The organism is Corynebacterium sp. LaCa117 (genome assembly GCF_046717765.1).
Taxonomy (GTDB): domain Bacteria; phylum Actinomycetota; class Actinomycetes; order Mycobacteriales; family Mycobacteriaceae; genus Corynebacterium; species Corynebacterium kefirresidentii.
In genome coordinates this window covers 1,774,429-1,798,184 of sequence record NZ_CP177102.1, presented here as the reverse complement: position 1 = coordinate 1,798,184, position 23,756 = coordinate 1,774,429, and the positions used below count along the sequence as shown (strand labels likewise).

Genomic DNA, 23,756 nt, shown 5'->3' with positions numbered 1-23,756 from the left:
ACAGTTCACTTTTACTTAGACCGTGGCCGTACAAGTATGAGAGTAGCTTATCTGAGAGTTTTTTCTGACCGGTCATAAATAGTCCAATGCCTTTTCTTTCCAGTATGTGTGTCTCCACTCCCTAAAGAATGCGCGGTAGACAGGGGGGACATCTGTTGGAAACTCGCTCCTATTCATTCCGTGGAATATATGGAGAAATTTAGCGTTTTCTGTGTGTATCTGTTTTGTAATTTCTACCACGGCTGATCGATCATCTTGTCTGATATGGTGCAAATTCACTGTGTTTCCATCTACCCCTATGGGGGCGCGCCCATGCCTCATTAAATCGACACTGGTGCCAATTCCACTACCAATTTCCCGAGGAAGGTACACCTCTTTGTGCGGATTGAATACCTGTCTACCAGTCTGTTGATATACAACCTTCCCTTGAACTTCCTTGGCCGCCCAACAGCCGTGCAGTCCCAGCACGTCGACCCAGTGTGCTGCGTGGTCGACATACCCCTGTGCGGAGGCGAGCCGTGGTGCAAGTCCGAGTGGGTCTTGGGCGTTATAGGTACCCAGGTGGGACTGTAGTAGCGGAACCGGTTGTACGCCCAGTCTGATTCAGCATCTTCATATTGGCTGGCAAACAGCAGGGGACTGGTGCACCGACCAGATCATGTGCGTGTGCCGTAGAGGGTTTGGATGGTGTGTACCTCTAAGACTCCAGTGGTGGTGTTGATGGTGTTTTGGCCACGCGTCGGACGAGTCCGTCGTAGGTGTAGGAAAGGAAGAGGCTTCGGTCGCTGACTCTGCTAGAAATGTGATGTCTATGGAGTTTTTGGACACGGAGTCTAATGGATTTTTGGACGGGGAGTCCAGATAGTTTTTGGTCACGGAGTCCAAAGACTTCCTTGTCGTGATGTCTCAAGACTTTTTGGACAGTCGGTGGGTTGGAATACCAAGATGGCTATTTCAACCCATCTCCGCAAGAAAATAGCGGACTTCGACCCAGTAAGAGACGGACGAACCGTCACCCAATTCTGCAAGGATATTGGCGTATCTCGCCAAACCTATGCCAACATCAAACGCCGCGTTGAACAACGCGGCCGTGCAGGCATCCTGCCTGACTCCACCGCCCCGCATTCCCCAGCCAGAATCTACGATGATCACCTTCGTCAGAAAGTCATCACAGCTCGATCAGTGCTCAAGGCCCAGGGACGTGACTATGGCCCGTGGTCAATCTATTACTACCTCATTGATGACCTTGGTTTAGAGCACCCACCGGCACGGTCTACGATTGCGCTTTGGCTCCACGAAGCTGGTGTTGCTGAGGCCAATGCCCGTAAACGTCCTCGTAAAAGCTATAAACTCTGGGCACGCGATAAGGTCGATGAGCTGTGGCAACTCGACGGGTTTGTCTACCGACTCTTTGACACTCCACATACCCAGATCACTATCTACCAGCTGGTTGATGATGCCAGCCGGTTTGATCTGGGCTCACAAGCCTTCGCCGCCAAAGAAAACGGATTCGATGCTCGCACTACCTTGGCCGCAGCAATAGAAACGTATGGTCGCCCGCAGGAACTTTTGACCGATAACGGTGAAGCTTTTGCCACCTATCACCGGGGCCGATTGTCCGATACCGAGCGCTGGCTCGCCGCCCAAGGTATCTGGTCCATTGCAGGTTTTGGCCCGCAAACCCAAGGCAAAGATGAACGCTCGCATCAAACCATGACCAAGTTTCTCGATGCACGCCAACCTACGACACTTCAGCACGTCCAACAGCTGTTGGACGACTACCGCGAGTTTTACAACACCAGGCGCCGCCATCAAGGCCTGTTAGTCGGCAAAATGCACATCACTCCAGCCCAAGCCCGTGAGCACTTCGCCCACGCTCAATCCCCAACACAACCCATTGACCCGGATATGCTGTGGGCCAAGATTGTGAAGTCATACCGGGATACACACTCAGAAAGCGCGATACACCACGAGCATCGTATCGAGAATGGGGTTAAAGAGGCGATGGCGCCGGTTGTGGGAGAAGTTGCAGCTTCTCCCACAACCATCGATGACGATAACGAACCAATCCAGCAAGAATCATCTCCTACCGTCAGTCCCACCGTAGACGGTCTATCCGCCCAGTCAAGCAACGCCTGGGGTATCCCCGACACACTGTGGATCAACAAAAGCGGAGTGGTGCGCATCCTGGGCTATGGATTCTATGTAGGACTCCGGTTTAAAAACCGGCTCATATACAGCCACGTTACCGATGACACCGCTGAGTTCTTCACTGATCATGATGGTGAAGCACTGTTTTCATTCCCACTGCCCATCAAGCTACTTGAGCGTCCAGCCGGCGGACAGATCAACATCGGGCATGTCGAAGGAATGTGGCACCGCCGACCACCAGAGATCAAACCAATCCTGTCGCGTCCGCGCCCGTCGAGACGAAAGAAACCATAACCGGTAAGACGAGCTAGAGACTGTCCAAAAACACCAAAGACTCCCTGCCCAAAAAGCAGGGAGACTCCACGTCCAAAAAGTCATTGGACTCCTAGCCCAAAAAGTTACTGGACTCCGTGTCCAAAAAGTCCATGGACATAACATGACTCTGCTAGAAACTCACTAGACTTAAGTCTCTGATGCGGGGCTAAATGTTAAGTGCAAACTAAGCGGCACTAACTCGCCCTCACTATTTTTCGTGAAACCTTTCGGGGCACTTAATGAGATTTCTGTGGAGCCGGACCATGGTAAGGAGTAAAGAGCTCCGACAAATCCCTCCGAGCCTGCAACCTGGCTTTCAACTACATCTGATATTTCTATTTTCCCATCAAAAGTATCAATGACATGCTTGGAGAAAGCGTTTTGCTCTTCGATGGGTGTATCGGTAAAGCAAACAGTGGCTGAAAACTTCTCGCCTATCTCTAGATCTGGAAGCGCTACTGCAAATGCGCCCTTGGCTCTACCGACCGGCGGATTATCCGACCAATGAAGTTCGGTTCCAGTAGATCCGTCGCCAAACACTTCAAAAATGTAGTTTGTTGGCTCGATCTTAATGAGAAAGGATTTCAATCGTATACTCCTAATCAGTTAATTTAACTCTAAAATAGTCGCCATTGCCATTTTTATTAGAGCGGTAGAAACTGGACAATGAGCCTCCTTGACTTCTCTGCGCAAAACGCGATATCCCATTAACGAATGCTCCTGCGCCTCCCTGTCTACTTGATCTGTACGGAAATTCATCGAGGCGGTTCATTGTGCTGAGGCGAGGCGTAGGGCGAGCCCGAGTGGGTCTTGAGCGTTCTAGGCGCCCAGCGTGGGGCTGTAGTAACGGAGGCGGTTGTAATCCCGCTCGGATTCAGTATCCCGATACTGGCCGGCAAATAACGGGGGCTCGTGCACCGGCCACTTCAGATGCTTGAGCCTAACCCCTGGCGTGTCCACTTTCCGGGGGCAGGAACCAAAGCAGGTGTGCCCCTAGCGGTAGCCCTATTGATGGTTAATTCTACTGCTTATGCGATAAAATAGACGATCTAGTAGGAAAGATTGAGGGATTGGGGATTGATGAATTTCTTGCGATTCATAAAAGGCTTTATTGTTGCAATATAAACATCTAGATAAAAGGTTCGGTAAGCGCTCTTTCAAGTAGGGTATCGATCAAGATGTATTAGTGGAATTAATCGATAGGAAATAGAGTGGCTGCGACTACTTTTAATGGTCTAGGTTGACATTTGGAAATTCTATATTTTTGACAGTCTTGCTTGGAAAAAGAATTTTCCAAACTTCTCCGATCGCCTTTGCGGTGCCTTGGGTGCCTTCCCTCGGCTATTGATTAGAAGCGATATGAAGGATGTAAAATCTTTTGATACTTGGAAAACTTTCCCTTCGTCTTCATATAGTATGCTTCCGATTGAAAACTCTTCATTGGAGAGGTTAATTAAAAACTTGTCCTCGGGGGGATTGCTTGCTTCGCAAAAGTAAAATCCCCAGTCATAGAGCCAAGTAGGGTCCAGTTGAATGGCATTTCCCCATATGTCGATTGGTGTCGCGTTTCCAAAAATCATGGTTGCTTCAACTTCGAGAGCAGTTGAGTCGTTTGTCCTGAGCTGTACATGTGAGTAGGTCTCGGAAATGACTCCACCTCCATGAAGGGATAAAAATTCTAGATAGTCTTCAGGCAGAGATGAATCTACGGTTCGCTTTAATTCTGAAAGTTCCTCCTTAGTAAACGGATCGCCATTAATTGAGAAAAAGTCTGACGGAAGTTTCATTTATTTATCCTTTCTTGCCCCAAAGGCTAAATCCACCTTTGTGAGGTGCTCTGTGTGCGCCTTTTTCAACTAGCTGCATTCTTCCAGTCTCCTGATGGTGGTGCCAGGTCAACCCGTCAGCAGAGCGATACTCTTACGGGGCTTAGTTTGCCGGCCGCAGCGTTTTAGTTTTAAGCAGCCGGATCACCATCCACGTACCAGCCGTGGCGAAGATTCCTGTCAGCGCCGCCGCAAGAATATAGCGGGCAGGGGAATCCGCGTTCATGGGCCATGCGGGGAAGGCGATCAACCACAGCGGGGTTCTAGCGAGGACGTCTCCACCCAGGGTCACGGAGACGATAGTGCAGACGATGCACAGTGCCAGGCCACTCATGATGCCCAGACGAATCACGATGAGAAGAGAGAAGACCGAAATCACATATCCCACCCCAATGGCTAGGGGCAGTTGGATGATCGTCGTCGAAGCCGGGCTACCAGAAGCAATAAGCGCGAGCGAAGCGCCCATGCATACTGCGGATACTATCCCGAAAAACCACCAGAGGAGGGCGCTGGAACAATGGCGGGATTCCATGTAGCTGAGCGGCCATACCGGCGCGAGTAATGGCCACACCACAACCGGTAGCACACCTGCCCCTACAGGGAGAAGCAGAAAAATAAAGAAGCCCTGGACATAAGTCGGAGGATAGGAAAGGGCAAGAAATAGCAGTGCCAAGGCACTTAACGCCAAGCAGGCGATAACCGCTGGGCTGCACGCCGCCCGGTGGAGACCAACTAGCGCGCCTGCAAAGCGGGGGCGGGCGGTGGCACGCGGTGCTGTGGCCGGGCGCCACGTGGCAGTGGCGCCGCTAAAGGCAGGGGTCGTCTGGCCGCGGCGAGGTAAGGCGAGGCGGCGCAGGCGGCGCGGAGTGACGATGGCCGCATAGATGCCTACTGCTGCGAGAAGTAGCGTCAGAGCGAGGGCCGGCAGCGGACTTTCTTGCAGGAGTGGATCGCCTGGGTCCAAGGGCACGCAATTTTGATGAATGTGCAGTGAATGAAGCAGTAGCCGCAGGGGCCAAGCTGGTGGAAAAGCCCACCACGTAGGGCCTTCGACGACCTTGGAAGTCACGCTTAAAACCTGCCAGATAACGCTGAGTATTAGTGTCGCGCCAAGGCCATAGCGTCGCGAGCAGGCAGAGGCTAGGCCAGCAATGCCAATAGCACCGAGGAAAGAATATAGCCCGGCGAGTGCCACGAGGTGGTGCTGTTCGCGGCCTTGTGCGAACACTATTGCCCAGGACACCCCAAAGTTGAGGAGGTGGAACGCGGCCAAGCTGGCGAGCACTACCACTAAGCGGGCAGTGTGTTCGTAGCGGGTAGTGAGGCGGCGCCACCATGTGCCGCCGCCACGGGCGAGAACCTCTCGGCGCTCTGTAACCGCGGCAAATACCGCAACGAGCGGCGCGTACATGCCGGTGACAAACATAGATTGCCAGCTGAGAACACCGGTAGCATCCTTAGCCGGGGAAGCGATAGCGGAAAAGACTATGGTCATTAGCGCAAGCGGTAAGGCGAGAAGAGGTAGCCACTGCACAGCGCTGCCGCGGCTGCGCAGCAGCTCTGCCGAAAGGTAGCGCTTAAACATCGGCCTCACCGCCCAGAGAGGTGAGGCGGAAGAACTCGGATTCCAATTGGCCGCTGGGGGCAAGCTCCTGTAGGGACCCGGAGTAGCGAATGGTGCCCTGAGACAAAATGGTGATGTCGTCGGCCAAATGAAGGACCTCGCCAAGTTGATGAGAACTGACTACAACAGTATGGCCGGCTGCTGCCAAGTCTCGCAGCAAAGTACGCAGCTCCACTATGCCCTGTGGATCAAGACCATTTTGAGGTTCATCCAGCAGCAAGATTTCTGGATCACCTAATAAAGCCTGCGCCAATGCCAGGCGGGCCTTCATACCGGTGGAAAAGGACTTGGCTTTCTTGGAACCGACCTCGGTGAGTCCCGCAATGGCTAAAACACGCTCTACCTCAGACTCCGGCAGACCTAGCAAGCGGGTATGTACGCGCAGGTTGGCAGCGGCGGAAAGATGCCCGTAGAAGGCGGGCCCGTTCACGGATGCCCCCACATGGTCGAGTACTTCACGTGACCAAGGAGCACCAGCCACGCGTACTATTCCGGAATCTGCCGGCAGCAGGCCAAGGAAGATGGAAAAGAGAGTGGATTTTCCGGCCCCGTTGCGTCCAAGGAGGGCGTGGACTCGGCCAGGGGCAATACGAAAATCCACATCCCGCAGTACCGCGTGGGAGCCAAAGGATTTGCTGACGCGTTCAAAGGAGATTTCAAAACTCATACCGCCTAGTCTCGCGGCAGAGCGCCGCAATAACCTCCGCCTAGGCTGTGGACCTTAGCGCGAAGTTCTCCTACCACGGTAGGAGGCTTAGGCGATGCCAGCCTTTTGCGCCAAGAGCACTAGAGCTACGCGGTCGCGTGCAGCCAGTTTGGAAAGCAGAGAGGAAACATGTGTCTTGACAGTCGTATCCGCGATGACCATTTCACGGGCAATTTCCGCGTTGGTGGCACCGCGGGCGATGAGGGCTAAGACTTCTCGCTCGCGACGGGTGACAAGGCTTAAGCCTTGGCGCTCTTGCGCGCTCAGCTGTCCGCGCGCAATTGCGGCGCGGTAAGTCTGCAAAACTGGGCCGGTCACCTTAGCGGCTAGGACCGATTCGCCCTTGGCGACGTCCCGAACAGCCCCCGCCAATACTTCCGGATCCGCGTCTTTGAGGAGAAACCCATGCGCGCCAGCGGCGATAGATTGAGCCACCAAATCATCTTCATTAAATGTAGTGAGCATGATGATTCGGCAGTCAGGCGCCCGAGAAAGGATGGCTTGAGCCGCGGCAATACCGTCCATTCCGGGCATTCGGATATCCAGAATGGCGACGTCAATGCGGTGGCTTATCGCGGCAGTAACGGCTTCTGCGCCGGTGTGCGCGGTGGTAACGACCTCAATATCATCCTGAGCATTGAGGATCGTGGACAAAGCGGCGGCGAGCAGCGCTTGGTCATCGGCAAGCAGTACACGAATCTTAGACACGGTTTTCCCTCTGCAACGGAAGCTCGGCGAGCAGGGTGAATTTTGTGGCATCGCCCCAGCTCTCCAGCTTTCCACCCAATGCGAGGGCACGTTCTTCCACACCGATTAGGCCCACGCCGCTACCTGGGACTTCGCTGGGAGTCGGGGAGGGAGTGGAAGAAATTAGGGTGAGTCGGGCGACGTCGGCAAGCGCAAGCTCCACATCCACCTGGGTTCCTGGGCCCTGGTGGCGCAACGCGTTGGTCAAACCCTCAGAAATGATGCGCACCAACGCCAATTGCGTAAGTGCTGGAGCCTCGTATGCCTCAGGTATATGCGCGTTAATGTCCAAGCCTGCCGCTCGGAAGCCATCGATAATGCCCTCGATGTGCTCTAGCTGCGTGGTGGGCTCCAGTGAGGTAGGTCCGGTGCTTCGCAGTGCAGTGACGATGCCGCGGACCTCTTCCAAAGCAGAATCCGCGCCATCACGAATACTGGCCAGCGCATCGTGGGCAGCCTCGGTGTTCGCACGAGCGGCAATGATCCCGGCGTTTGCCTGAACCTTGATCAAAGTGAGGGAATGAGCGAGTACATCATGCAGCTCCCGTGCGATGAGCAGGCGTTCTTCTTCTTGGGCTTGGCGAAATCGCTCTTGCGCTAGCTGCTCGCGCTGGCGTGCTAAATCGAAGTAGCGCGCAGCTATAAAATATGTGCTGCCTAGAACCGCCCAGTGCACGACCAACATGGCCAAGTAGCGGCGGTCCAGTTGGTAATGCAAAAAGAAAGACTCCGGATCTATGCGCCACATGAATGGCGAAATGAAGGAGCCAAGAATCGTTAGAGCCAGTACCGTGCGGGGAATGGCGCGGCGTGTGACATAGCGGGAGGTGGCATACACCGCCATGGGTGCAGTCAGGGCCCAGGGGGTAAGCCCTAGATTGGTGGGCAGCTGACTCATCCAAGCCACAGCCCATGCCGCGAGCAGCACAATGAAGCCCATGGCGCTGAGCACGGGACGGCTACGCCAGATCCACATAAATGGCAGGAATAGCAACGATAGAATTGCCTGAATAATCTCAATTATGCTGGGATTCGTCGCTGCAGAAATGACATAAAATAGCGCAATGAGCACCGCCACCGCGGTAAGGATTTTATCTCCTAAGCGCGCTTGCGTGACGGTGTCAGTGCTCATGAATGAAGATAGTAATACAGCCGGTGCTGCTACTTCTTCTTATCCTTCTTCTTGCCCTTCTTAGAGGTTTTCTTCGCGGTCTTCTGCTCGGACTTGCGTTCCAGCTTGGCTGCTACATCAGGCACATAGCGGAACTCTTCGCGTGCTGGGCGCTCGTAGGTCTCGCCATCAGACTCAGGGCGCTGCGGGATTTCAGGCATCTTGCGCTCAATCTTCTCGTAGGGAATGGTGCTGAGAAGGTGCGAGATGACATTGATACGCGAGCGCTTCTTGTCTTCCGATTCCACGGTGTACCACGGGGCGGTTGGGGTATCGGTGTGAATGAACATGGCATCCTTCGCGCGGGAATAGTCCTCCCAGCGGGTAATGGATTGCAGGTCCATAGGGGAGAGCTTCCAGCGGCGTAGCGGATCATTGCGGCGGGACTCAAAGCGCTTAATCTGCTCCTCATCGGAGACAGAGAACCAGTACTTGCGCAGCATGATGCCGTCTTCTACCAGCATCTGCTCAAAGGTAGGTGCCTGGTGGAGGAAGCGGACGTATTCCTGATCGGTGCAAAAGCCCATGACGCGTTCGACACCGGCGCGGTTGTACCAGGAGCGGTCAAAGATGACAATTTCGCCCTTGGTTGGCAGCTTTTCCACATAGCGCTGGAAGTACCACTGGCCCTGCTCACGGGAGTTCGGGGCGGGCAGTGCCTCGACGCGGCAGGTGCGTGGGTTGAGGTACTGGGTGATGCGCTTGATAGCAGAGCCCTTGCCGGCGGCGTCGCGGCCTTCCATGATGATGACGACGCGGGCTCCGGTTTCAACGACCCACTGTTGCATGTCCACGAGTTCTGCCTGGAGGCGCTCGAGTTCCTTCTCGTAGGCCTTCTTGTTGAGTTTCTTAGGGGCTTTACTGCTCTTTGTGCTCATTGTCTCAGCTTAACCGCCGTTGATAGCAGGGGAGAAAACGTCAACGCCCTCGTTGGAGTGAGAATCTGGGCACAGTCTAAGAGCAGGTACAGCCTGGACCGCAGCCTGGTTCGCCGAAATAAGTTGTATTGGAAATATGTCCCAAGCCTTCGATGGTGATGGTGACGTTCTGGCCGTCCTCGATAAATTGCTGCGGGGTGCGGGCAAAGCCCACGCCTTCCGGCGTGCCGGTAACGATGACATCGCCTGGATTAAGCGGATAGAGCTGCGAGCAAAATTCTATCAGCTCAGCAACTGAAAAGATAAGGTCATCGGTATTATCGCGCTGCCTTTCTTCGCCGCCCACGGTAGTAGTAAGTAAAGCACCAGAACCAGGTGCCCATTCCTCCGCGGTGGTGAGCCACGGGCCAAAGCCCGCGGTGCGATAGAAGGACTTGCCAGCATGGAACTGGCTCGTCTGACGCTGGAAATCGCGCAGCGTGTAGTCATTCATGATGGCATAGCCGGCGACATAGTCGAGCGCCTCATTCCGGTTCACGCGGTGGGTGCGCTCGCCGATGATGACCGCCAGCTCGCCTTCATAATCCAGCTTCTGTGTGGCATATTCTGGAATGAAGACATCATCATAGGGGCCGGTAAGGGCATCTGCGAACTTGATAAACAAAGTGGGATGCGCGGGGAATTCGCGGCCCATTTCGCGGATGTGTTTGGCGTAATTAAGCCCGACGCAGATAATTTTGCCGGGATTCGGGACTACGGCCTCCAAGTCGGCGTGGTCGAAGACCACGGGTTCGCCGGAAAGCTGTGCGGCTTTTCGCCAGTCCTCGCTGCGTAGCAGCTGGCCCACATCCTCATAATCCAATTCGACACCCACGTTATCGCCGTCGATGCGGATAGCGGAAGTGCCAAAGCCGGTGCGTAGGGTAGCCAGTTTCATGGCGACTATATTACGCGCAGGATCTCATCCACCGCGTTGGCGCAGATGATGGGGATTTCTGCCCGTTCCTGCTTGGCCCAAGGCTTGAGCACAAACGATGCCGGATCCATGCGGCCCGGTGGGCGCCCAATTCCTATAGAGAGGCGTTGATAGTCCTTTGTTCTCAGGGACTTGGTGGTGGAACGCAAACCATTATGGCCGTGGTCGCCGCCACCGTCGCGGAGTTTAATGGTGCCAAAATCGAGTTCCAGTTCATCGTGGACGACGATGATATCGGCGGCGGAGAGATGAAAATATTGTGCTAGGGCTTTGATCGGCCCACCGGAAAGGTTCATAAAGGATCGCGGCTTCGCACAAATAATTTTACGGTCACCGACCATCCCCTCAGCAACTTCGGTATTGGTCTTCTTGTGCACCGAAAAGCTGCTGATGAGTTCGCCGGCCAGCTCGTCAGCTACATCGAAACCGATATTGTGCCGAGTACCTGCGTACTTGGGGCCGGGATTGCCAAGGCCTACTACGAGAAGTGGAGTCACGCGCTCAATTGTCTCATAGGCGCCAAGAAATACGGCAAGGCCGCCGCGAGAAGTGATTCTCACGGCGGCCTACGCGCTTGAAGGGGAGGGGATTACTCCTCGGAGTCAGAGGACTCTTCGCTCTCCTCTGCGGACTCGGCACCAGCGTCAGCGCCGCCTTCCTCAGCAGCCTCGGCTGCTTCCTCGAGCTCCTCATCAACCTCAGGCAGGGAGATGGAGACGATAACGGTGTCTTCTTCTGCTACCAGGGTGGTGTCTTCCGGCATGGTGACATCGGCAGCGGTGATAACCGCGCCCTCCTCGAGACCCTCGATGGAAACCTCGAGCTCCTCCGGAATGTTCAGTACGTCTGCCTCAACCAACAGTACGTCAGCATCCTGGATGTGCATGGTGCCTGGGGCTGGCTCGCCGGTCAGGGTAACCGGAACCTCAACCTCAACCTTCTCGCCACGCTTAATGGCAAGCAGGTCAACGTGGTCGATGTCGAAGGTCAGGACGTTCTGGTCAACGTGCTTAACCATGGTCAGGTACTGCTCGCCGTCGATCTCCAGCTCCAAAACGGCGTTGACACCGTTGTTGCGGACGAGGGACTGGATGTCCAGCAGCGGAACTGCGAAGTGAACCGGCTCCTGGTGGGCACCGTAGATGACGCCTGGGACCTTCCAGTCGCGGCGCAGGCGGCGTGCGACACCCTTGCCAAACTCGGTACGTGCTTCAGCCTTGATTACTGGGCGCTGTGCCATGCTTCATTCTCCTTAGTCAAAGTAGTGCGGCGCGGCCAACGCGATAAAAACGACGAAAGCCTGCCGATGGACGTCTTGGACGAGTCATCGCAGGCGTATATAAAAGCAACGTGCTCTAACTTCAATCGCGTCGATAACGGCTTCCTCATCCTGAGGTCGCCCTCGCCGAGACTGGGTTAGATTAGCACGTGTACCGTTAGCAAATCAAAAGCCGCCGAAGTAAATTCTCGGCGGCTAGTGATAGTAGATCATGCTTAGGCGCGGTCAAACAAGGTGGTGACAGAACCATTCTCGAAGATCTCGTGGATGGTCTGTGCCAGCAGCGGTGCGATGGACAGCACCGTGAGGTTGGACCAGCCCTCGGTGGACTGCGGCAGGGTATCGGTGGTGATAACTTCCTCCGCACCGCACTCAGACAGACGCTCGCGGGCGGGATCGGAAAAGACGCCGTGGGTGCAGGCAATGATGACCTTCTTGGCACCGGCGTCCTTCAACACGCGCACGGCGCCAGCAATGGTGCCGCCGGTGTCAATCATGTCGTCGAGAAGCACGCAATCCTTGCCCTCAACATCGCCGACCACGCGGTTGGACACCGTCTTATTAGCCTCGGTATTGGAGCGGGTCTTGTGCACGAAGGCTAGCGGGGCATCGCCCAAGTCATGGGCCCACTTTTCCGCAACCTTTACGCGGCCAGCATCCGGGGAGACCACGGTGATGTTATCGGTGGCGTACTTGGACTTGATGTAATCAGTCAGGATGGGCTGAGCGTGCATGTGATCGACAGGGCCATCGAAGAAGCCCTGAATCTGATCGGTGTGCAGGTCCACGGAGACGATGCGGTCCGCGCCGGCTGCCTGCAGTAGGTCTGCCACTAGGCGAGCGGAAATCGGCTCGCGGCCCAAGTGCTTCTTATCCTGGCGTGCATATGGGTAGAAGGGCAGGATGGCGGTGATGCGCTTCGCGGAGCCGCGCTTGAGGGCATCGATCATGATGAGCTGCTCCACCAGCCACTTATTGAGCGGCTGGGTGTGCGACTGCATCACAAAGCAATCTGCGCCGCGTACGGACTCTTCAAAGCGGATGAAGATTTCGCCATTAGCGAAGTCGCGGGCGGTAGTAGGAACCAGATCGGTCTTGAGCTCCTTAGCCACAGCCTCCGCCAGCTCTGGGTGTGCACGCCCAGAGAAGAGCTTCATGTTCTTGCTGCTACCAGTTACCTTGCCAGTCATGGGAGAATATGCCCCTTACTTTTCGTTGTCCTGCGCACGGGCTGCGGCCTCAGCCGCGGGAGTACCCGGACGCTTCTTTTGAACCCAGCCCTCGATGTTGCGCTGTTTGCCACCGGAGACTGCGAGTGCTCCCGCAGGAACATCGTCCTTAATTACTGTACCCGCCCCGGAGTACGCGCCATCACCGACATTGACCGGAGCGATAAACATTGTGTCAGAACCGGTGCGCACGTGGCTGCCGATGGTGGTGTGGTGCTTGTTCACGCCGTCATAATTCACAAAGACGGAAGAGGCGCCGATATTGGAGTGCTCTCCCACGGTGGCGTCGCCGATATAGGTCAGGTGCGGCACCTTGGAGCCGCGCCCAATCTGTGCATTTTTCGCCTCTACGAAGCCGCCGAGCTTTCCGTCCTCGCCCACCACGGTCTTCGGGCGGATATAGGTAAACGGGCCGACCTTAGCGTTGGTGCCGATGACAGAATCGCTGCCATGGGTGCGCACGACGGAAGCGCCCTCGCCCACTTGCATATTGGTCAGGGTGGTATCGGGGCCAATCTCGGCATTATCGGCGATGCTGGTCGCTCCCCACAGCTGGGTGCCGGGGTGAATGATGACATCGGAGCCCACGGTGACATTGACCCCAATCCAGGTGGTCTCCGGATCTACGATGGTGGCTCCGCCGCGCATCGCCTTTTCCACCATGCGTCGGTTGAGCTCGCGGCCGGCAGCGGCGAGCTGCACGCGGTCATTGACGCCCGCGAGCTCGGCCGGATCCGCTGCCACGTGCGCGCCGACGCCGTGTCCAGCGGTGCGGGCGATCTCGAGCACATCGGTGATGTATAGCTCGCCTTGGGCGTTATTGGAGTCGAGCTTCTGCAGGGCGTCGGCAAGCACGCGGCCGTCAAAAGCGAAGACGCCGGAATTGACCTCGTTGACCTGGCGCTGTTCTTCGGTGGCATCTTTTTGCTCCACGATGGCGGACACGCTGCCGTCCTCAGCGCGGATGATACGGCCGTAGCCGGTGGGATCCTCTAAGCGCATGGATAGCACCGTTACCGCATTGCCCTGCTCGGTGTGGGTAGCGCGCAGGCCCTCGATGGTCTCTGGGGTAAGTAGCGGTACGTCGCCATTAGTGACGATGATGGTGCCCTCAAACTCCGGAATCGGCTCCAAGCCGCAAGCCACTGCGTGGCCGGTGCCCAGCTGTTCTTCCTGTACTGCCTGCAGCACCTCGCAGTCCAGCTCCTGGGAGATGGCATCCACAGCGGGGGAGACCTGGTCGCGTTGGTGGCCTACCACCGTGACAATGCGTTCCGGATTAATCCCGGCCGCGGCATGCAGAGCGTGGCCGAGCAAGCTGCGCCCGCCAATCTCGTGCAAGGTTTTTTGCTTGGTGGATTTCATGCGGGTGCCGGCACCAGCCGCAAGGACGACTACGGCACACGGGGTTGTTGCTACCACGGGTTATTGAGCTCCTGGGGGTCGAGTCTGATTCTTATCCGGACTACATCCTATAGCCCGAGTGCGATTTATGTGTGAGAAACCTCTTTCAGGCTGCGGGCGCGCCACACCCCGAGAAAGCCGATGAGGGCGAGGAATAGCAGGGCCGCCTCTGGCCCGGCCAGCGCCACCACGGAGGAAATGCCACCGACGATGAGCAAGATGATGCCCATCATCGTATTAGCCGCACCTACGTACTGGGTACGCTTATCGCCACCGGCCATATCCACCACGTAGGTCTTTCGCGCCACTCGAATGGCCGTGTGCGCCAGATTCACGGCGAAAAAGCCAATGGGCATGACCCAGGCATTGACCCCATCTGGGGCCCAATGTGAGCTGGCGACCAAGAGCACCAGCACGAGGGAGGCCACAGCCGCCCCCGCAGCCATGGTGTTTTTGGAGGATTTATCCGAATACACACCGGAGATCCGTCCGCCCACCAACGAGGACAGGCCCGAGGCAAGCACGAATCCGTACAGCCCGGAAAGGTTGCTGCTGAGCAGCACGATGAAGGAGGTAGATAGCGCCGAAACGAGCAAGAGCGCGCGGACGATGACGAAGTTACGAAATTGTCCGTCGCTAGTAAAAAGCTGCCAGGTATCTTTCCACCACTGCTTATCGATGCCCCCTTCGGTTTCCTCTGGCACCGGCTCATCCACGCCCGAAAATACCCACGCGGCGATGGCCCACGTGGCCGCGCCAACGCCGAGGACCGTGCCCATCATGGGGATACTGAGCTCACCCAAAAAGTAAAGGATAACGCCGGTCAGCAAAGTGGCACCGCCTCCGAGTGCTGCCGCGCTACCGGTTACTCGGCCGCGCGCACCCTTGGAAATCGTGCGCGCCTGTACGTCCTTGCCCGCAATCGAGCACAGTGCGCGGAAAAGGGAAAGGGCCGCCAAGGCCAGCAGTGTTACTACACCCAGTGCCGTTCCGCGAATAAAAAATGCCGCTAGCGCGATGACCGCGGCGGACAGTGCTTGACCCAGTGAACCGATGATCCACAGGCGCTTGCGGGCCCTATGCGTAGTCACCCACGGGGTCAGCGCCGCCTGCGGCAGCATAGAACCAGATTCGCGAATAGGGGTGAGCAAACCGGTAAAGAACGCAGGCACGCCGGCTGCACTAAAAAGCGCTGGCAGCACCGTCTTGGCCGCCACAATCTGATCGCCCAAATTTTGCAGGCCATTGGACCAGATGAAATATCGGGCATTGGATTGAGACATGAGAAATTCGATCTTTCAGAGAAATGAGTTGGTTAAATAAAAGCCATGCTGACACGCCGGAGACTAAAACACGGCCGCAGTCACGCCGAAATTCTACCCGCGCGGCAGGAGGCCTAAGAATCATGCATGATGTTGATCCCCTCATCAATTCCCTCTATCAAGCCTTTGACCTCCTTGGCGTGGTGCTAAACGGCATCATTGGTGGCACCATTGCCCGCCGCCGCGAATTCGACATCGTGGGCTTTGTATTCCTCGCCCTCTTTTCTGGGCTAGCCGGTGGCATGATCCGTGACATGCTCATCGGCGATGGAGCAGCGGCTGCGATCTCCGACCCGTGGTACCTAGGGCTTGCCTGCGGCGGTGCACTCATTGCGTTTCTTATCGATCTTAAAGGCAAGGCATGGGAGCTTTTCCGCGAACATGGCGATGCCATCATCCTCGGTGTGTGGTCCACTACCGGTTGCGTCAAGGCACTCACACACGGCATGCCACTTATTCCCTGCGTCTTCCTTGGCGTGCTTACCGCGGTGGGCGGCGGAATGGTTCGCGATGTTGCTTCTGGGGAAATCCCCTCTATCTTCGGCGGCAGCCCTCTTTATGCCGTGCCGTCCATCCTGACCGGCATCGTTATGGTGACCTTCGCCCACAACGGGCAATTTGCCCTCGGCATGATCATTTCCCCCATCGTCGGAAGCGGCATGGCCATCTTGTCCTATTGGCGCGGTTGGGTTCTGCCTCGCGCTGGGGTGGCACCCGTAAACTACACGGCCGCGCAAGTGGCGGCGATTGCGAAGAAAGCCGAGCTCAAAGGCTTTCGCCGGGGCCGGAAGAAAAACTAAAAAAGCTTCCCCACCAGGACTCGAACCTAGAATGACGGTACCAAAAACCGTAGTGTTGCCGATTACACCATGGGGAAACACAGCAAAGCGCTGTAGGCATAGCGTACCTGACGCACCCGGGTAAATCACAAATTGCGGGGCGAGGGATAGGGTAGAAGGTATGGCTCGACAAAGGATGACCGGCCGAGAACGGCGCGAACAACTCATTTCCATCGGACGCACCGCATTTGCGGAACTAGGGTTTGAAGGGGCCAGCGTCGAAGAGATCGCGGCTCGCGCTGGGGTGTCCAAGCCCGTTGTCTATGAGCACTTTGGGGGCAAGGAAGGCCTCTACGCGGTGGTCGTTGATCGCGAGATGCTAGCACTGGAAAAGGCCATTACTGACTCCTTGGAGACCGGAAGCTGGCGCGAGCGCATCGAGCAGGCCGTCATGGCCATCTTGACCTATGTCGAGGAAGAAACTGATGGCTTTCTCATCCTGGTGCGCGATGCCAAGCCGGGCGATGAACGCAGTTTCTCCACGCTGTTGAATTCCGCGGTAGGCCAGGTTTCCTATATTCTGCGAGAAGCATTCGAGCACCGTGGCATCGACCCGGATTTGGCGGATATTTACGGCCAAGCGCTGGTGGGGATGGTATCGACCACCGCGCAATGGTGGTTGGATGAGCGCAACCCGGACAAGGAAGTCGTCGCCACGCACATTGTCAATCTATGTTGGAATGGTTTGTCCGGTATGGAAGTAAAGCCCAAGCTAGGAGGCAAATAGATGGCTACCCCAATGCTGGCCGGCCTGCTCAAGGTAGCGGCCTCGGATCCCAAGCTCAAGGGCATGATTTCTCATGTGGGCGAAGACCTCCACATCACAGGCTTGGATCAGTCCCGGCCGTGGGCCTTAGGCACCTTGGCTCATCATGCCCCAGTGCTCGTGGTAACCGCTACGAGCCGCGAGGCCGAGGACCTCACCGCGGAGCTTACGGCGATGCTGGGGGAGAAGGTGGCCATGTTCCCCGCATGGGAGACTCTGCCGCACGAGCGCCTGAGCCCCGGCGTAGACATCATCGGCCGCAGGGCGGAAGTTCTGCACAACCTCGATAGCCTGCAGGTCGTCGTCACCGCTGCCCGCGGCCTGTCTCAGCCCATCCTGCAGGAGGTGGAGGGCCGCGCTCCCGTCCACCTCGAAGAAGATCATGAATATGACTTTGATGCGGTAGTCCGCGAGCTCGAGTTCCGCGCCTATAAGCACGTAGACATGGTGGCTAAGCGTGGCGAGTACGCTACGCGCGGCGGCATCATCGATATTTTCCCTACCACGCTGGATTATCCGGTCCGCGTGGAGTTTTGGGGTGATGAGATTACCGATATCCGCCAATTCTCCGTAGCTGACCAGCGCACCATCCCGGAAATCGAGGTCGGCCGCGTAGATATTTTCCCTGCCCGCGAGCTTCCTATTACGGATGCTATTGCTCAGCGTGCGGCCGAGCTTGCCGTCAAGCACCCCGGTAATCCCGCCTTGGTGGAGCTTTTGACCAAGGTGAGCGAGCACATTCCGGCCGAAGGCATGGAGGCGCTTTTGCCCGTGCTTTCCGACGCCCCCATGATCACCCTCCCCGAATTCCTCCGCCCCACCACTCACGTGGTGATGGTCGGCCCGGAAAAGATTCGTCGCCGCGTCGCGGACCTGGAAAAAACCGATGCTGAGTTCCTCGCGGCTGGCTGGGAAGCCGCGGCCATGGGGGCTGATGGCCCGTTGGCCACCGAAGGACTAGATACCGAGGCCTCGAGCTACCGCTCCTATGAATCGCTCGAGGTCTCCATTAGCGAGTCCGGCCTGCCTTTGTGGACTTTCTCCCCACCGGGAATGCTCGCTGCACCGGAAGAGGAGACCCTCCCACTCGAATTCGAGCCAGGGCCCACCCCGCGCGGCAATATTGAAGAGATCGACGCCATGATGGCCCAACTGCTCGCGCATACCAATGCCGGCGGCCGCGCGGCCTTCATCGCTCCGGCGCAGGGCGCTATCAAACGCATGGTGGAGCGATTTGCGGAAAAGGGTATCCGTACCAAGGTTGCTACCCCTGGCTGGGAACCTAGCGCGGGGGAAGTTACCCTCTACCAAGCACTAAGCCACGCCGGCCTGGTATTTCCCAAGGTGAAAAAGCCCAAGGACGCCGAGGCCCTCCCACTGGTCGTTGTCACCGAGACCGATCTGACCGGCAACCGCGTAGGCGATATCGCCGAAGCGAAGCGGCGCCCCGCCAAGCGCCGCAATAAGGTCGATCCGCTTGCCTTGAAGCAGGGCGATTTTGTGGTGCACGAAACCCACGGCATTGGCAAATTCTTAAAGATGGCCGAACGCACCATCCAGTCCGGCGATGAGACCAGCCGCCGCGAATATATCGTGCTCGAATACGCACCCTCGAAACGCGGTCAGCCCGCCGACCAGCTCTGGGTCCCCATGGACTCTTTGGATTTGCTGAGCAAGTACACCGGCGGCGAATCGCCCCACCTGTCTAAGATGGGCGGCTCCGACTGGAAGAACACCAAGAAGAAGGCGCGCGCCGCGGTACGCGAAATCGCTGGCGAGCTCGTTGAGCTTTATGCCAAGCGACAAGCAGCACCCGGCCACCAATTCGCCCCTGACAATCCGTGGCAGGCGGAGATGGAGGACAATTTTCCCTTCGTCGAAACCGAAGACCAGATGCTTGCAATCGACGCCGTCAAACAAGACATGGAATCTACGGTGCCGATGGACCGCGTCGTCGTCGGCGATGTGGGCTATGGCAAGACCGAGGTGGCCATCCGTGCTGCTTTCAAGGCCGTACAAGATGGCATGCAGGTGGCCGTTTTGGTGCCTACCACGCTGTTGGCGCAGCAGCACTTTGATACCTTCAGCGAGCGCATGACCGGCTTCCCTGTCAAGATCGAGGTGCTCTCGCGCTTTACCTCGAAGAAAGAAGCCAAAGACATCTTTAAGGGCTTGGCCGATGGCAGCGTCGATATCGTCGTTGGCACGCATCGCCTCCTGCAGACCGGTGTGCACTGGAAGAACCTTGGTCTCATCGTCGTAGACGAGGAGCAGCGCTTTGGTGTGGAGCACAAGGAACATATCAAGGCTCTTAAAGCCAGCGTGGACGTGCTCACCATGTCCGCTACACCTATTCCGCGCACCTTGGAGATGTCCATGGCGGGCATTCGCGAGATGTCTACCATCCTTACCCCGCCGGAAGACCGCCACCCCGTGCTGACCTACGTCGGTGCCTATGAAGACAAGCAGGTCGCCGCGGCCATCCGCCGTGAGCTGCTGCGCGATGGTCAAACCTTCTTCATTCACAATAAGGTCTCTGATATTGAAAAGAAGGCCCGCGAGCTGCGTGACTTGGTACCTGAGGCTCGCGTCGTCGTCGCGCACGGCCAGATGAACGAGGAAGTGCTGGAGCAGACCGTTCAGGGCTTCTGGGACCGCGAATATGACGTTCTGGTGTGCACCACCATCGTGGAAACCGGCCTGGATATCGCCAACGCCAATACCCTCATTGTGGAAAACGCCCATCATATGGGCCTGTCCCAGCTACACCAGTTGCGTGGGCGCGTGGGTCGTTCCCGTGAGCGCGGCTATGCCTACTTCCTGTATCCGAAGGGCGCTACGCTTACGGAAACCTCATATGACCGCCTAGCCACCATCGCCCAGAACAACGACCTTGGCGCAGGCATGGCCGTAGCCATGAAGGATTTGGAGATGCGTGGTGCCGGTAACGTGCTCGGTGCCCAACAGTCCGGCCACATTGCCGGTGTGGGCTTCGATCTCTACGTGCGCCTCGTTGGCGAGGCGGTAGAAACCTTCAAATCTCTCGCTCGCGGCGAAGCTCCTACCGTGACGGATGAGGGACCGAAAGAAATCCGTATCGATCTCCCCGTGGACGCGCATATCCCGGAGGCTTATATCGATTCTGAGCGCCTGCGCCTGGAGGTCTACCGCAAGCTTGCGGCCTCGCAGGATAATGGTGATCTCAAGGCCGTCATCGAGGAAATGGAAGATCGCTTCGGCCCGCTGCCGCAAGAGGTGCTGCGCCTGCTCTCCGTTGCCCGCCTGCGCCACCAGGCGCGCCGCGCCGGCGTGGCAGACATTACCGTGCAGGGCACCCGCATCAAGTTCCACCCAGTGGAGCTGCCGGATTCCAAGCAGGTGCGCCTCAAACGCTTGTATCCAGGATCCAGCTTCCGCGCGGCGGCGAAGGCCATCAATGTGCCATTCCCGAAGGCGGGGCGCAATGTTACCTCGCCGAAGCTGCGCGATACCGAGCTCATTCAATGGGCGGCGGATTTCTTGAGCGCGCTTTTCGACGTCACCTCTATCAACGTCAGCGGCGCCCAGCCCAGCTCCTCGAACGTGGTGAGCGTAGGGGAGTAGCTAGAGCGTGAGCCAGCCGGTGCTCAAGCCCCAAATGGCGGCGGCGGCACCGGCCAAGACAATGGCCACTACGCACCACTCGAACGTGTTGAAGATGCGTTCCTTCTTCCACAAACGGGTACCGACATAGGGGATAAGGCCGGGTACTACGGCCAGCGCGCCGAGCAGGACGTAGACGGGGTCAGCCGCGTAAATCAGCCACAGGGAATAGATGAACGCGAGCAAGGAAATTGCCAAATGCTTGCGATTTTCCTTGCGGCTTACCTCTGGTCCGGAAAGATCGAACTTGATACCCGCCTGCGGGTGAGACAGCCCCTTGCCACGCAACGTCAGAAGCAATAGGTACAGGGAAGAAAAGATATACGGCAGCAGATACATGATGGTTGCTAGCTGCACCATGGCGTTATAAGACGCCTCGTTGAGATAGAAGACGATGATGAATAGCTGGATAGACATCGTGGAAATCAGCTGCGCTACCCACGGCGCACCGGCTACGTTGATGGTGCCGATGCGCCGGGGAATGAGGCCGTCGATGGCCATCATGACGATGGGCTCGGCGCACAACATTTGCCAGGACACGTAGGCGCCCAGAACGGACAAGCACAGTCCGATGGAGATGAGGGCGCCGCCCCAGGGGCCGGTGACTTCGGTCAGCACGGACGCCATGGAATTATCTGGCAGCGCGGCCAATTCTTCCTTGCTCATGACGCCAAAGCTCAAGGTGGACACGGAGACTAATAGCGCCAACACGGAAAAGAAGCCGATTACGGTCGCGCGGCCGACATCGGTGCGCTTGGAGGCTTGCTTGGAATACACGGATGCTCCCTCCACGCCAATGAAGACCCACACGGTAAAGAGCATGATTCCTTGGACTTGCTCGAAGACGCTGGCCTCAGAGGCGCGCCCCCAGAAATCCACGGTGAATTTATCCCAGCTGAACCCGAGGAAAGCGATGAGTACCACGAAAGCCAGGATGGGAACGATCTTGGCAATCGTGGTGATGAGGTTCATGAAGGCGGCCTGCTTGATGCCGCGGGCGAGTACCGCGAAAATTCCCCACGACAAGAGGGAGACGGCGATGGCGGAGGACCAGTAATGGTCGGCGTCGAAAAGCGGCAGGTAATGGCCCAGCGTATTGAAAAAGAGGGTGGCATACCCTACCTGCGCCATAACGGAGCCCAGCCAGTAACCCCAGCCTGAGGTAAAACCAATAAAATCGCCAAGGCCGGCGCGCACATAGGAATAGACGCCAGAATCGAGGTGCGGCTTGCGGCGGGCCAAAATCTGGAACACAAAAGCCACAGAGAGCATGCCGACGCCCGCTACCAGCCAGCCAATGAGCATCGCGCCAGGGCCGGCAACGGAGGCAATGTTTTGCGGCAGCGAGAAAATACCCGCGCCAACGGTGGAACCGATAATGAGCGCGACGAGGGTCCACAACGTCACGGAGTGGGATTTATTCTGGCTGGAGGTCATTGGCCTAAAATACCTTGAATAGCCCCATAATGGGAACTCGGGCTAGACTTTGTGCACATGACTGTGCTGTTGCTCGATGAACGCTGGCCCACCATGATCCCTATGCAAGCACACGGGAAGCTACGTGGCCCCGTTTACTTCACCGGTGAAGTTCCGGTTTCCGTGCGGTGGAATTTTTCCGATCTCCTCGTAGGGGAGGATGCCATTGGAACCTTGGTCAGCACCGACGAATGCGATCCTGAAACGCGTGCTCGCATAGCTACTGGGGAGTCGGTCATTCGGGCCGAATCCCTCGCGGATCCAGTCATGCAGGCGCGCCAGACTATGGCCACTGCGCGGCGCATTGGTGAATGGGAGCGTGAACAAACCCATGCCTCCCTTTTGCCCTACCTTGAGGAAGAATCCGCCGAATTCGCCGCGGCCGTGCGCAATCGTGAGCCGGAAAGCGAGATTCTCAAGGAACTGGGCGATATCTTCCTGCAGGTCCTTTTCCATGCGGAAATCTCTGCCTTTTCGCTTGACGACGTCGCCCAGAGCTTCGTCACCAAAATGCGCGCCCGCGCCCCGTACCTATTTGATGGCACGACTGAGATAGTCGATGTTGACACGCAAGAGCGGCTGTGGCGCGCCGGCAAGGAGATGTAGGATAGCTTCCCATGAAGAGGCTGCTGCAGATATTCGGGGGCTGCGGGGTAGCCGTAGTCGTGATCATCGCGCTAGTAGCATGGCTATTGACTGGGCACGGTACCTCTCAGCAGCCCGTACCTGAAAACATCCCGCCCGTTGAAGGCAAAGAAGTCGCGCACATTGACGTCAATGCGCCCGGACGCACCGCAGATAAACTCACCTACTGGGCCTCTGACTTAGCTGATCGCACTGGCATCCCGCCGGCCGCCCTGCGCGCCTATGGCAATGCTGAGCTCATTGCTCAGCAAAAGTGGCCCAATTGCCACCTGCGTTGGAATACCCTTGCCGGCTTGGGCTATGTAGAAACACGCCACGGTACCTATAACGGCAATTGGTTTAAGCACTCCAAGCTTGACGACGCCGGCTACCCCCAACCCCCCATCAACGGCATCGCCCTCGATGGCCTGAACAACACGGCCCACACCCCAGACACCGATAACGGCGAAATCGATGGAGACTCCGAATACGATCGCGCCGTAGGCCCAATGCAATTTATCCCCACCACGTGGGAAGCGGTGGGCGCTGATGCCAATGGTGATGGGAAGGCTGATCCCAACCAAATCGATGACGCCGCTGTTGGGGCGGCCGGACTTTTGTGCTTCGGTGACAGAGATCTCTCTAACCCAGATCAGTGGAAAGAAGCAATCCTAAATTACAATCAGTCCAGCGACTATTTGCATAAGGTTGCGCACGCCGCCAATGCTTACTCAGTTCCACAAAGTGCCAAGTAGTGTCACACGGCTACGTTTTCTGCAAC

The 23,756-nt window shown here is 57.0% G+C and carries 22 protein-coding genes and 1 pseudogene; 6 read left to right on the top strand and 17 right to left on the bottom strand.

Annotation, left to right across the window (positions count from 1 at the left end; genetic code table 11):
• Window positions 1–72: 72 nt before the first annotated feature.
• On the bottom strand, window positions 73–372 hold the full coding sequence (locus tag ACLI1L_RS08805; RefSeq protein ID WP_368681309.1) for an HNH/ENDO VII family nuclease: 300 nt from the start codon (window positions 370–372) through the stop codon (window positions 73–75).
• A gap of 573 nt (window positions 373–945) precedes the next feature.
• Here ACLI1L_RS08805 and ACLI1L_RS08800 point away from each other — a divergent pair.
• Entirely contained in the window at window positions 946–2,445 is a 1,500-nt protein-coding gene (locus tag ACLI1L_RS08800; RefSeq protein WP_411707371.1) for an integrase core domain-containing protein, read from the top strand.
• 168 nt (window positions 2,446–2,613) lie between these two features.
• Here ACLI1L_RS08800 and ACLI1L_RS08795 read toward each other — a convergent pair whose 3' ends face one another.
• From ACLI1L_RS08795 to ACLI1L_RS08725, 15 genes and pseudogenes are all read right to left on the bottom strand, one after another.
• Entirely contained in the window at window positions 2,614–3,054 is a 441-nt protein-coding gene (locus ACLI1L_RS08795; RefSeq protein ID WP_086588156.1) for a hypothetical protein, read from the bottom strand.
• Between the two features lie 10 nt (window positions 3,055–3,064).
• Window positions 3,065–3,238: a NucA/NucB deoxyribonuclease domain-containing protein gene (locus tag ACLI1L_RS08790; RefSeq protein WP_086588155.1), complete on the bottom strand. Its 174-nt coding sequence runs from the start codon at window positions 3,236–3,238 to the stop codon at window positions 3,065–3,067.
• Window positions 3,239–3,722: 484 nt separating this feature from the next.
• The gene (locus tag ACLI1L_RS08785; RefSeq protein WP_411707370.1) at window positions 3,723–4,253 is read right to left on the bottom strand and encodes an SMI1/KNR4 family protein; all 531 of its coding nucleotides are present in this window, start codon (window positions 4,251–4,253) and stop codon (window positions 3,723–3,725) included.
• A 4-nt stretch (window positions 4,254–4,257) separates the two neighbouring features.
• Window positions 4,258–4,371 (bottom strand): annotated as a pseudogene (locus tag ACLI1L_RS08780) (HNH endonuclease); the annotation flags it as partial.
• Between the two features lie 24 nt (window positions 4,372–4,395).
• Window positions 4,396–5,877 (bottom strand): hypothetical protein, encoded by a 1,482-nt coding sequence (locus ACLI1L_RS08775; RefSeq protein ID WP_411707369.1) that lies wholly within the window; start codon window positions 5,875–5,877, stop codon window positions 4,396–4,398.
• Window positions 5,870–6,583 carry an ATP-binding cassette domain-containing protein gene (locus tag ACLI1L_RS08770; RefSeq protein ID WP_308767364.1) on the bottom strand — a complete coding sequence of 238 codons (714 nt, stop codon included), beginning with the start codon at window positions 6,581–6,583 and terminating at the stop codon, window positions 5,870–5,872. The genes ACLI1L_RS08775 and ACLI1L_RS08770 overlap by 8 nt, the downstream gene beginning before the upstream one ends.
• An 87-nt stretch (window positions 6,584–6,670) precedes the next feature.
• Entirely contained in the window at window positions 6,671–7,330 is a 660-nt protein-coding gene (locus ACLI1L_RS08765) for a response regulator (protein WP_411707368.1), read from the bottom strand.
• Complete coding sequence (locus ACLI1L_RS08760) at window positions 7,323–8,501, bottom strand: sensor histidine kinase (RefSeq protein WP_411707367.1); 1,179 nt, start codon at window positions 8,499–8,501, stop codon at window positions 7,323–7,325. The genes ACLI1L_RS08765 and ACLI1L_RS08760 overlap by 8 nt, the downstream gene beginning before the upstream one ends.
• A 29-nt stretch (window positions 8,502–8,530) precedes the next feature.
• Window positions 8,531–9,418 (bottom strand): polyphosphate kinase 2, encoded by an 888-nt coding sequence (gene ppk2 / locus ACLI1L_RS08755; protein WP_086588148.1) that lies wholly within the window; start codon window positions 9,416–9,418, stop codon window positions 8,531–8,533.
• A gap of 76 nt (window positions 9,419–9,494) precedes the next feature.
• Entirely contained in the window at window positions 9,495–10,355 is an 861-nt protein-coding gene (locus ACLI1L_RS08750) for a fumarylacetoacetate hydrolase family protein (RefSeq protein WP_411707366.1), read from the bottom strand.
• Between the two features lie 5 nt (window positions 10,356–10,360).
• On the bottom strand, window positions 10,361–10,891 hold the full coding sequence (pth, locus tag ACLI1L_RS08745) for an aminoacyl-tRNA hydrolase (RefSeq protein WP_411708368.1): 531 nt from the start codon (window positions 10,889–10,891) through the stop codon (window positions 10,361–10,363).
• A 92-nt stretch (window positions 10,892–10,983) separates the two neighbouring features.
• Complete coding sequence (locus tag ACLI1L_RS08740; RefSeq protein WP_086588145.1) at window positions 10,984–11,634, bottom strand: 50S ribosomal protein L25/general stress protein Ctc; 651 nt, start codon at window positions 11,632–11,634, stop codon at window positions 10,984–10,986.
• A 254-nt stretch (window positions 11,635–11,888) separates the two neighbouring features.
• Window positions 11,889–12,863, bottom strand: coding sequence for a ribose-phosphate diphosphokinase (locus ACLI1L_RS08735; RefSeq protein WP_005323655.1), 975 nt, complete (start codon window positions 12,861–12,863; stop codon window positions 11,889–11,891).
• A 15-nt stretch (window positions 12,864–12,878) separates the two neighbouring features.
• On the bottom strand, window positions 12,879–14,324 hold the full coding sequence (glmU, locus tag ACLI1L_RS08730) for a bifunctional UDP-N-acetylglucosamine diphosphorylase/glucosamine-1-phosphate N-acetyltransferase GlmU (RefSeq protein WP_411707365.1): 1,446 nt from the start codon (window positions 14,322–14,324) through the stop codon (window positions 12,879–12,881).
• Between the two features lie 68 nt (window positions 14,325–14,392).
• On the bottom strand, window positions 14,393–15,589 hold the full coding sequence (locus ACLI1L_RS08725; RefSeq protein ID WP_411707364.1) for an MFS transporter: 1,197 nt from the start codon (window positions 15,587–15,589) through the stop codon (window positions 14,393–14,395).
• Window positions 15,590–15,711: 122 nt separating this feature from the next.
• Between ACLI1L_RS08725 and ACLI1L_RS08720 the strand changes: the two genes are divergently transcribed.
• The 3 genes from ACLI1L_RS08720 (at window position 15,712) to mfd (ending at window position 20,836) form a co-directional block, all read left to right on the top strand.
• Window positions 15,712–16,428 (top strand): trimeric intracellular cation channel family protein, encoded by a 717-nt coding sequence (locus ACLI1L_RS08720; RefSeq protein ID WP_411707363.1) that lies wholly within the window; start codon window positions 15,712–15,714, stop codon window positions 16,426–16,428.
• 160 nt (window positions 16,429–16,588) lie between these two features.
• Window positions 16,589–17,194: a TetR family transcriptional regulator gene (locus tag ACLI1L_RS08715; RefSeq protein ID WP_411707362.1), complete on the top strand. Its 606-nt coding sequence runs from the start codon at window positions 16,589–16,591 to the stop codon at window positions 17,192–17,194.
• Window positions 17,195–20,836 carry a transcription-repair coupling factor gene (gene mfd, locus ACLI1L_RS08710; protein ID WP_411707361.1) on the top strand — a complete coding sequence of 1,214 codons (3,642 nt, stop codon included), beginning with the start codon at window positions 17,195–17,197 and terminating at the stop codon, window positions 20,834–20,836. It begins immediately after the preceding gene.
• Here mfd and ACLI1L_RS08705 read toward each other — a convergent pair whose 3' ends face one another.
• Entirely contained in the window at window positions 20,837–22,312 is a 1,476-nt protein-coding gene (locus tag ACLI1L_RS08705) for an amino acid permease (RefSeq protein ID WP_411707360.1), read from the bottom strand.
• A gap of 57 nt (window positions 22,313–22,369) precedes the next feature.
• On the opposite strand from ACLI1L_RS08705, the gene ACLI1L_RS08700 reads away from it, so the two are divergent.
• Both ACLI1L_RS08700 and ACLI1L_RS08695 read left to right on the top strand, forming a co-directional pair.
• Window positions 22,370–22,957 (top strand): MazG nucleotide pyrophosphohydrolase domain-containing protein, encoded by a 588-nt coding sequence (locus ACLI1L_RS08700; RefSeq protein WP_411707359.1) that lies wholly within the window; start codon window positions 22,370–22,372, stop codon window positions 22,955–22,957.
• A gap of 11 nt (window positions 22,958–22,968) precedes the next feature.
• Complete coding sequence (locus ACLI1L_RS08695) at window positions 22,969–23,730, top strand: lytic transglycosylase domain-containing protein (protein WP_049361510.1); 762 nt, start codon at window positions 22,969–22,971, stop codon at window positions 23,728–23,730.
• Window positions 23,731–23,756: the final 26 nt, after the last annotated feature.

Excerpts from the sequence above, each read along its gene's own strand:
- ACLI1L_RS08800 (WP_411707371.1), top strand. The coding sequence starts at position 946 with ATGGCTATTTCAACCCATCTCCGCAAGAAAATAGCGGACTTCGACCCA.
- ACLI1L_RS08790 (WP_086588155.1), bottom strand. The coding sequence starts at position 3,238 with ATGAACCGCCTCGATGAATTTCCGTACAGATCAAGTAGACAGGGAGGC.
- ACLI1L_RS08785 (WP_411707370.1), bottom strand. The coding sequence starts at position 4,253 with ATGAAACTTCCGTCAGACTTTTTCTCAATTAATGGCGATCCGTTTACT.
- ACLI1L_RS08775 (WP_411707369.1), bottom strand. The coding sequence starts at position 5,877 with ATGTTTAAGCGCTACCTTTCGGCAGAGCTGCTGCGCAGCCGCGGCAGC.
- ACLI1L_RS08770 (WP_308767364.1), bottom strand. The coding sequence starts at position 6,583 with ATGAGTTTTGAAATCTCCTTTGAACGCGTCAGCAAATCCTTTGGCTCC.
- ACLI1L_RS08760 (WP_411707367.1), bottom strand. The coding sequence starts at position 8,501 with ATGAGCACTGACACCGTCACGCAAGCGCGCTTAGGAGATAAAATCCTT.
- ppk2 (WP_086588148.1), bottom strand. The coding sequence starts at position 9,418 with ATGAGCACAAAGAGCAGTAAAGCCCCTAAGAAACTCAACAAGAAGGCC.
- ACLI1L_RS08750 (WP_411707366.1), bottom strand. The coding sequence starts at position 10,355 with ATGAAACTGGCTACCCTACGCACCGGCTTTGGCACTTCCGCTATCCGC.
- ACLI1L_RS08740 (WP_086588145.1), bottom strand. The coding sequence starts at position 11,634 with ATGGCACAGCGCCCAGTAATCAAGGCTGAAGCACGTACCGAGTTTGGC.
- ACLI1L_RS08735 (WP_005323655.1), bottom strand. The coding sequence starts at position 12,863 with ATGACTGGCAAGGTAACTGGTAGCAGCAAGAACATGAAGCTCTTCTCT.
- ACLI1L_RS08725 (WP_411707364.1), bottom strand. The coding sequence starts at position 15,589 with ATGTCTCAATCCAATGCCCGATATTTCATCTGGTCCAATGGCCTGCAA.
- ACLI1L_RS08720 (WP_411707363.1), top strand. The coding sequence starts at position 15,712 with ATGCATGATGTTGATCCCCTCATCAATTCCCTCTATCAAGCCTTTGAC.
- ACLI1L_RS08715 (WP_411707362.1), top strand. The coding sequence starts at position 16,589 with ATGGCTCGACAAAGGATGACCGGCCGAGAACGGCGCGAACAACTCATT.
- mfd (WP_411707361.1), top strand. The coding sequence starts at position 17,195 with ATGGCTACCCCAATGCTGGCCGGCCTGCTCAAGGTAGCGGCCTCGGAT.
- ACLI1L_RS08705 (WP_411707360.1), bottom strand. The coding sequence starts at position 22,312 with ATGACCTCCAGCCAGAATAAATCCCACTCCGTGACGTTGTGGACCCTC.
- ACLI1L_RS08700 (WP_411707359.1), top strand. The coding sequence starts at position 22,370 with ATGACTGTGCTGTTGCTCGATGAACGCTGGCCCACCATGATCCCTATG.
- ACLI1L_RS08695 (WP_049361510.1), top strand. The coding sequence starts at position 22,969 with ATGAAGAGGCTGCTGCAGATATTCGGGGGCTGCGGGGTAGCCGTAGTC.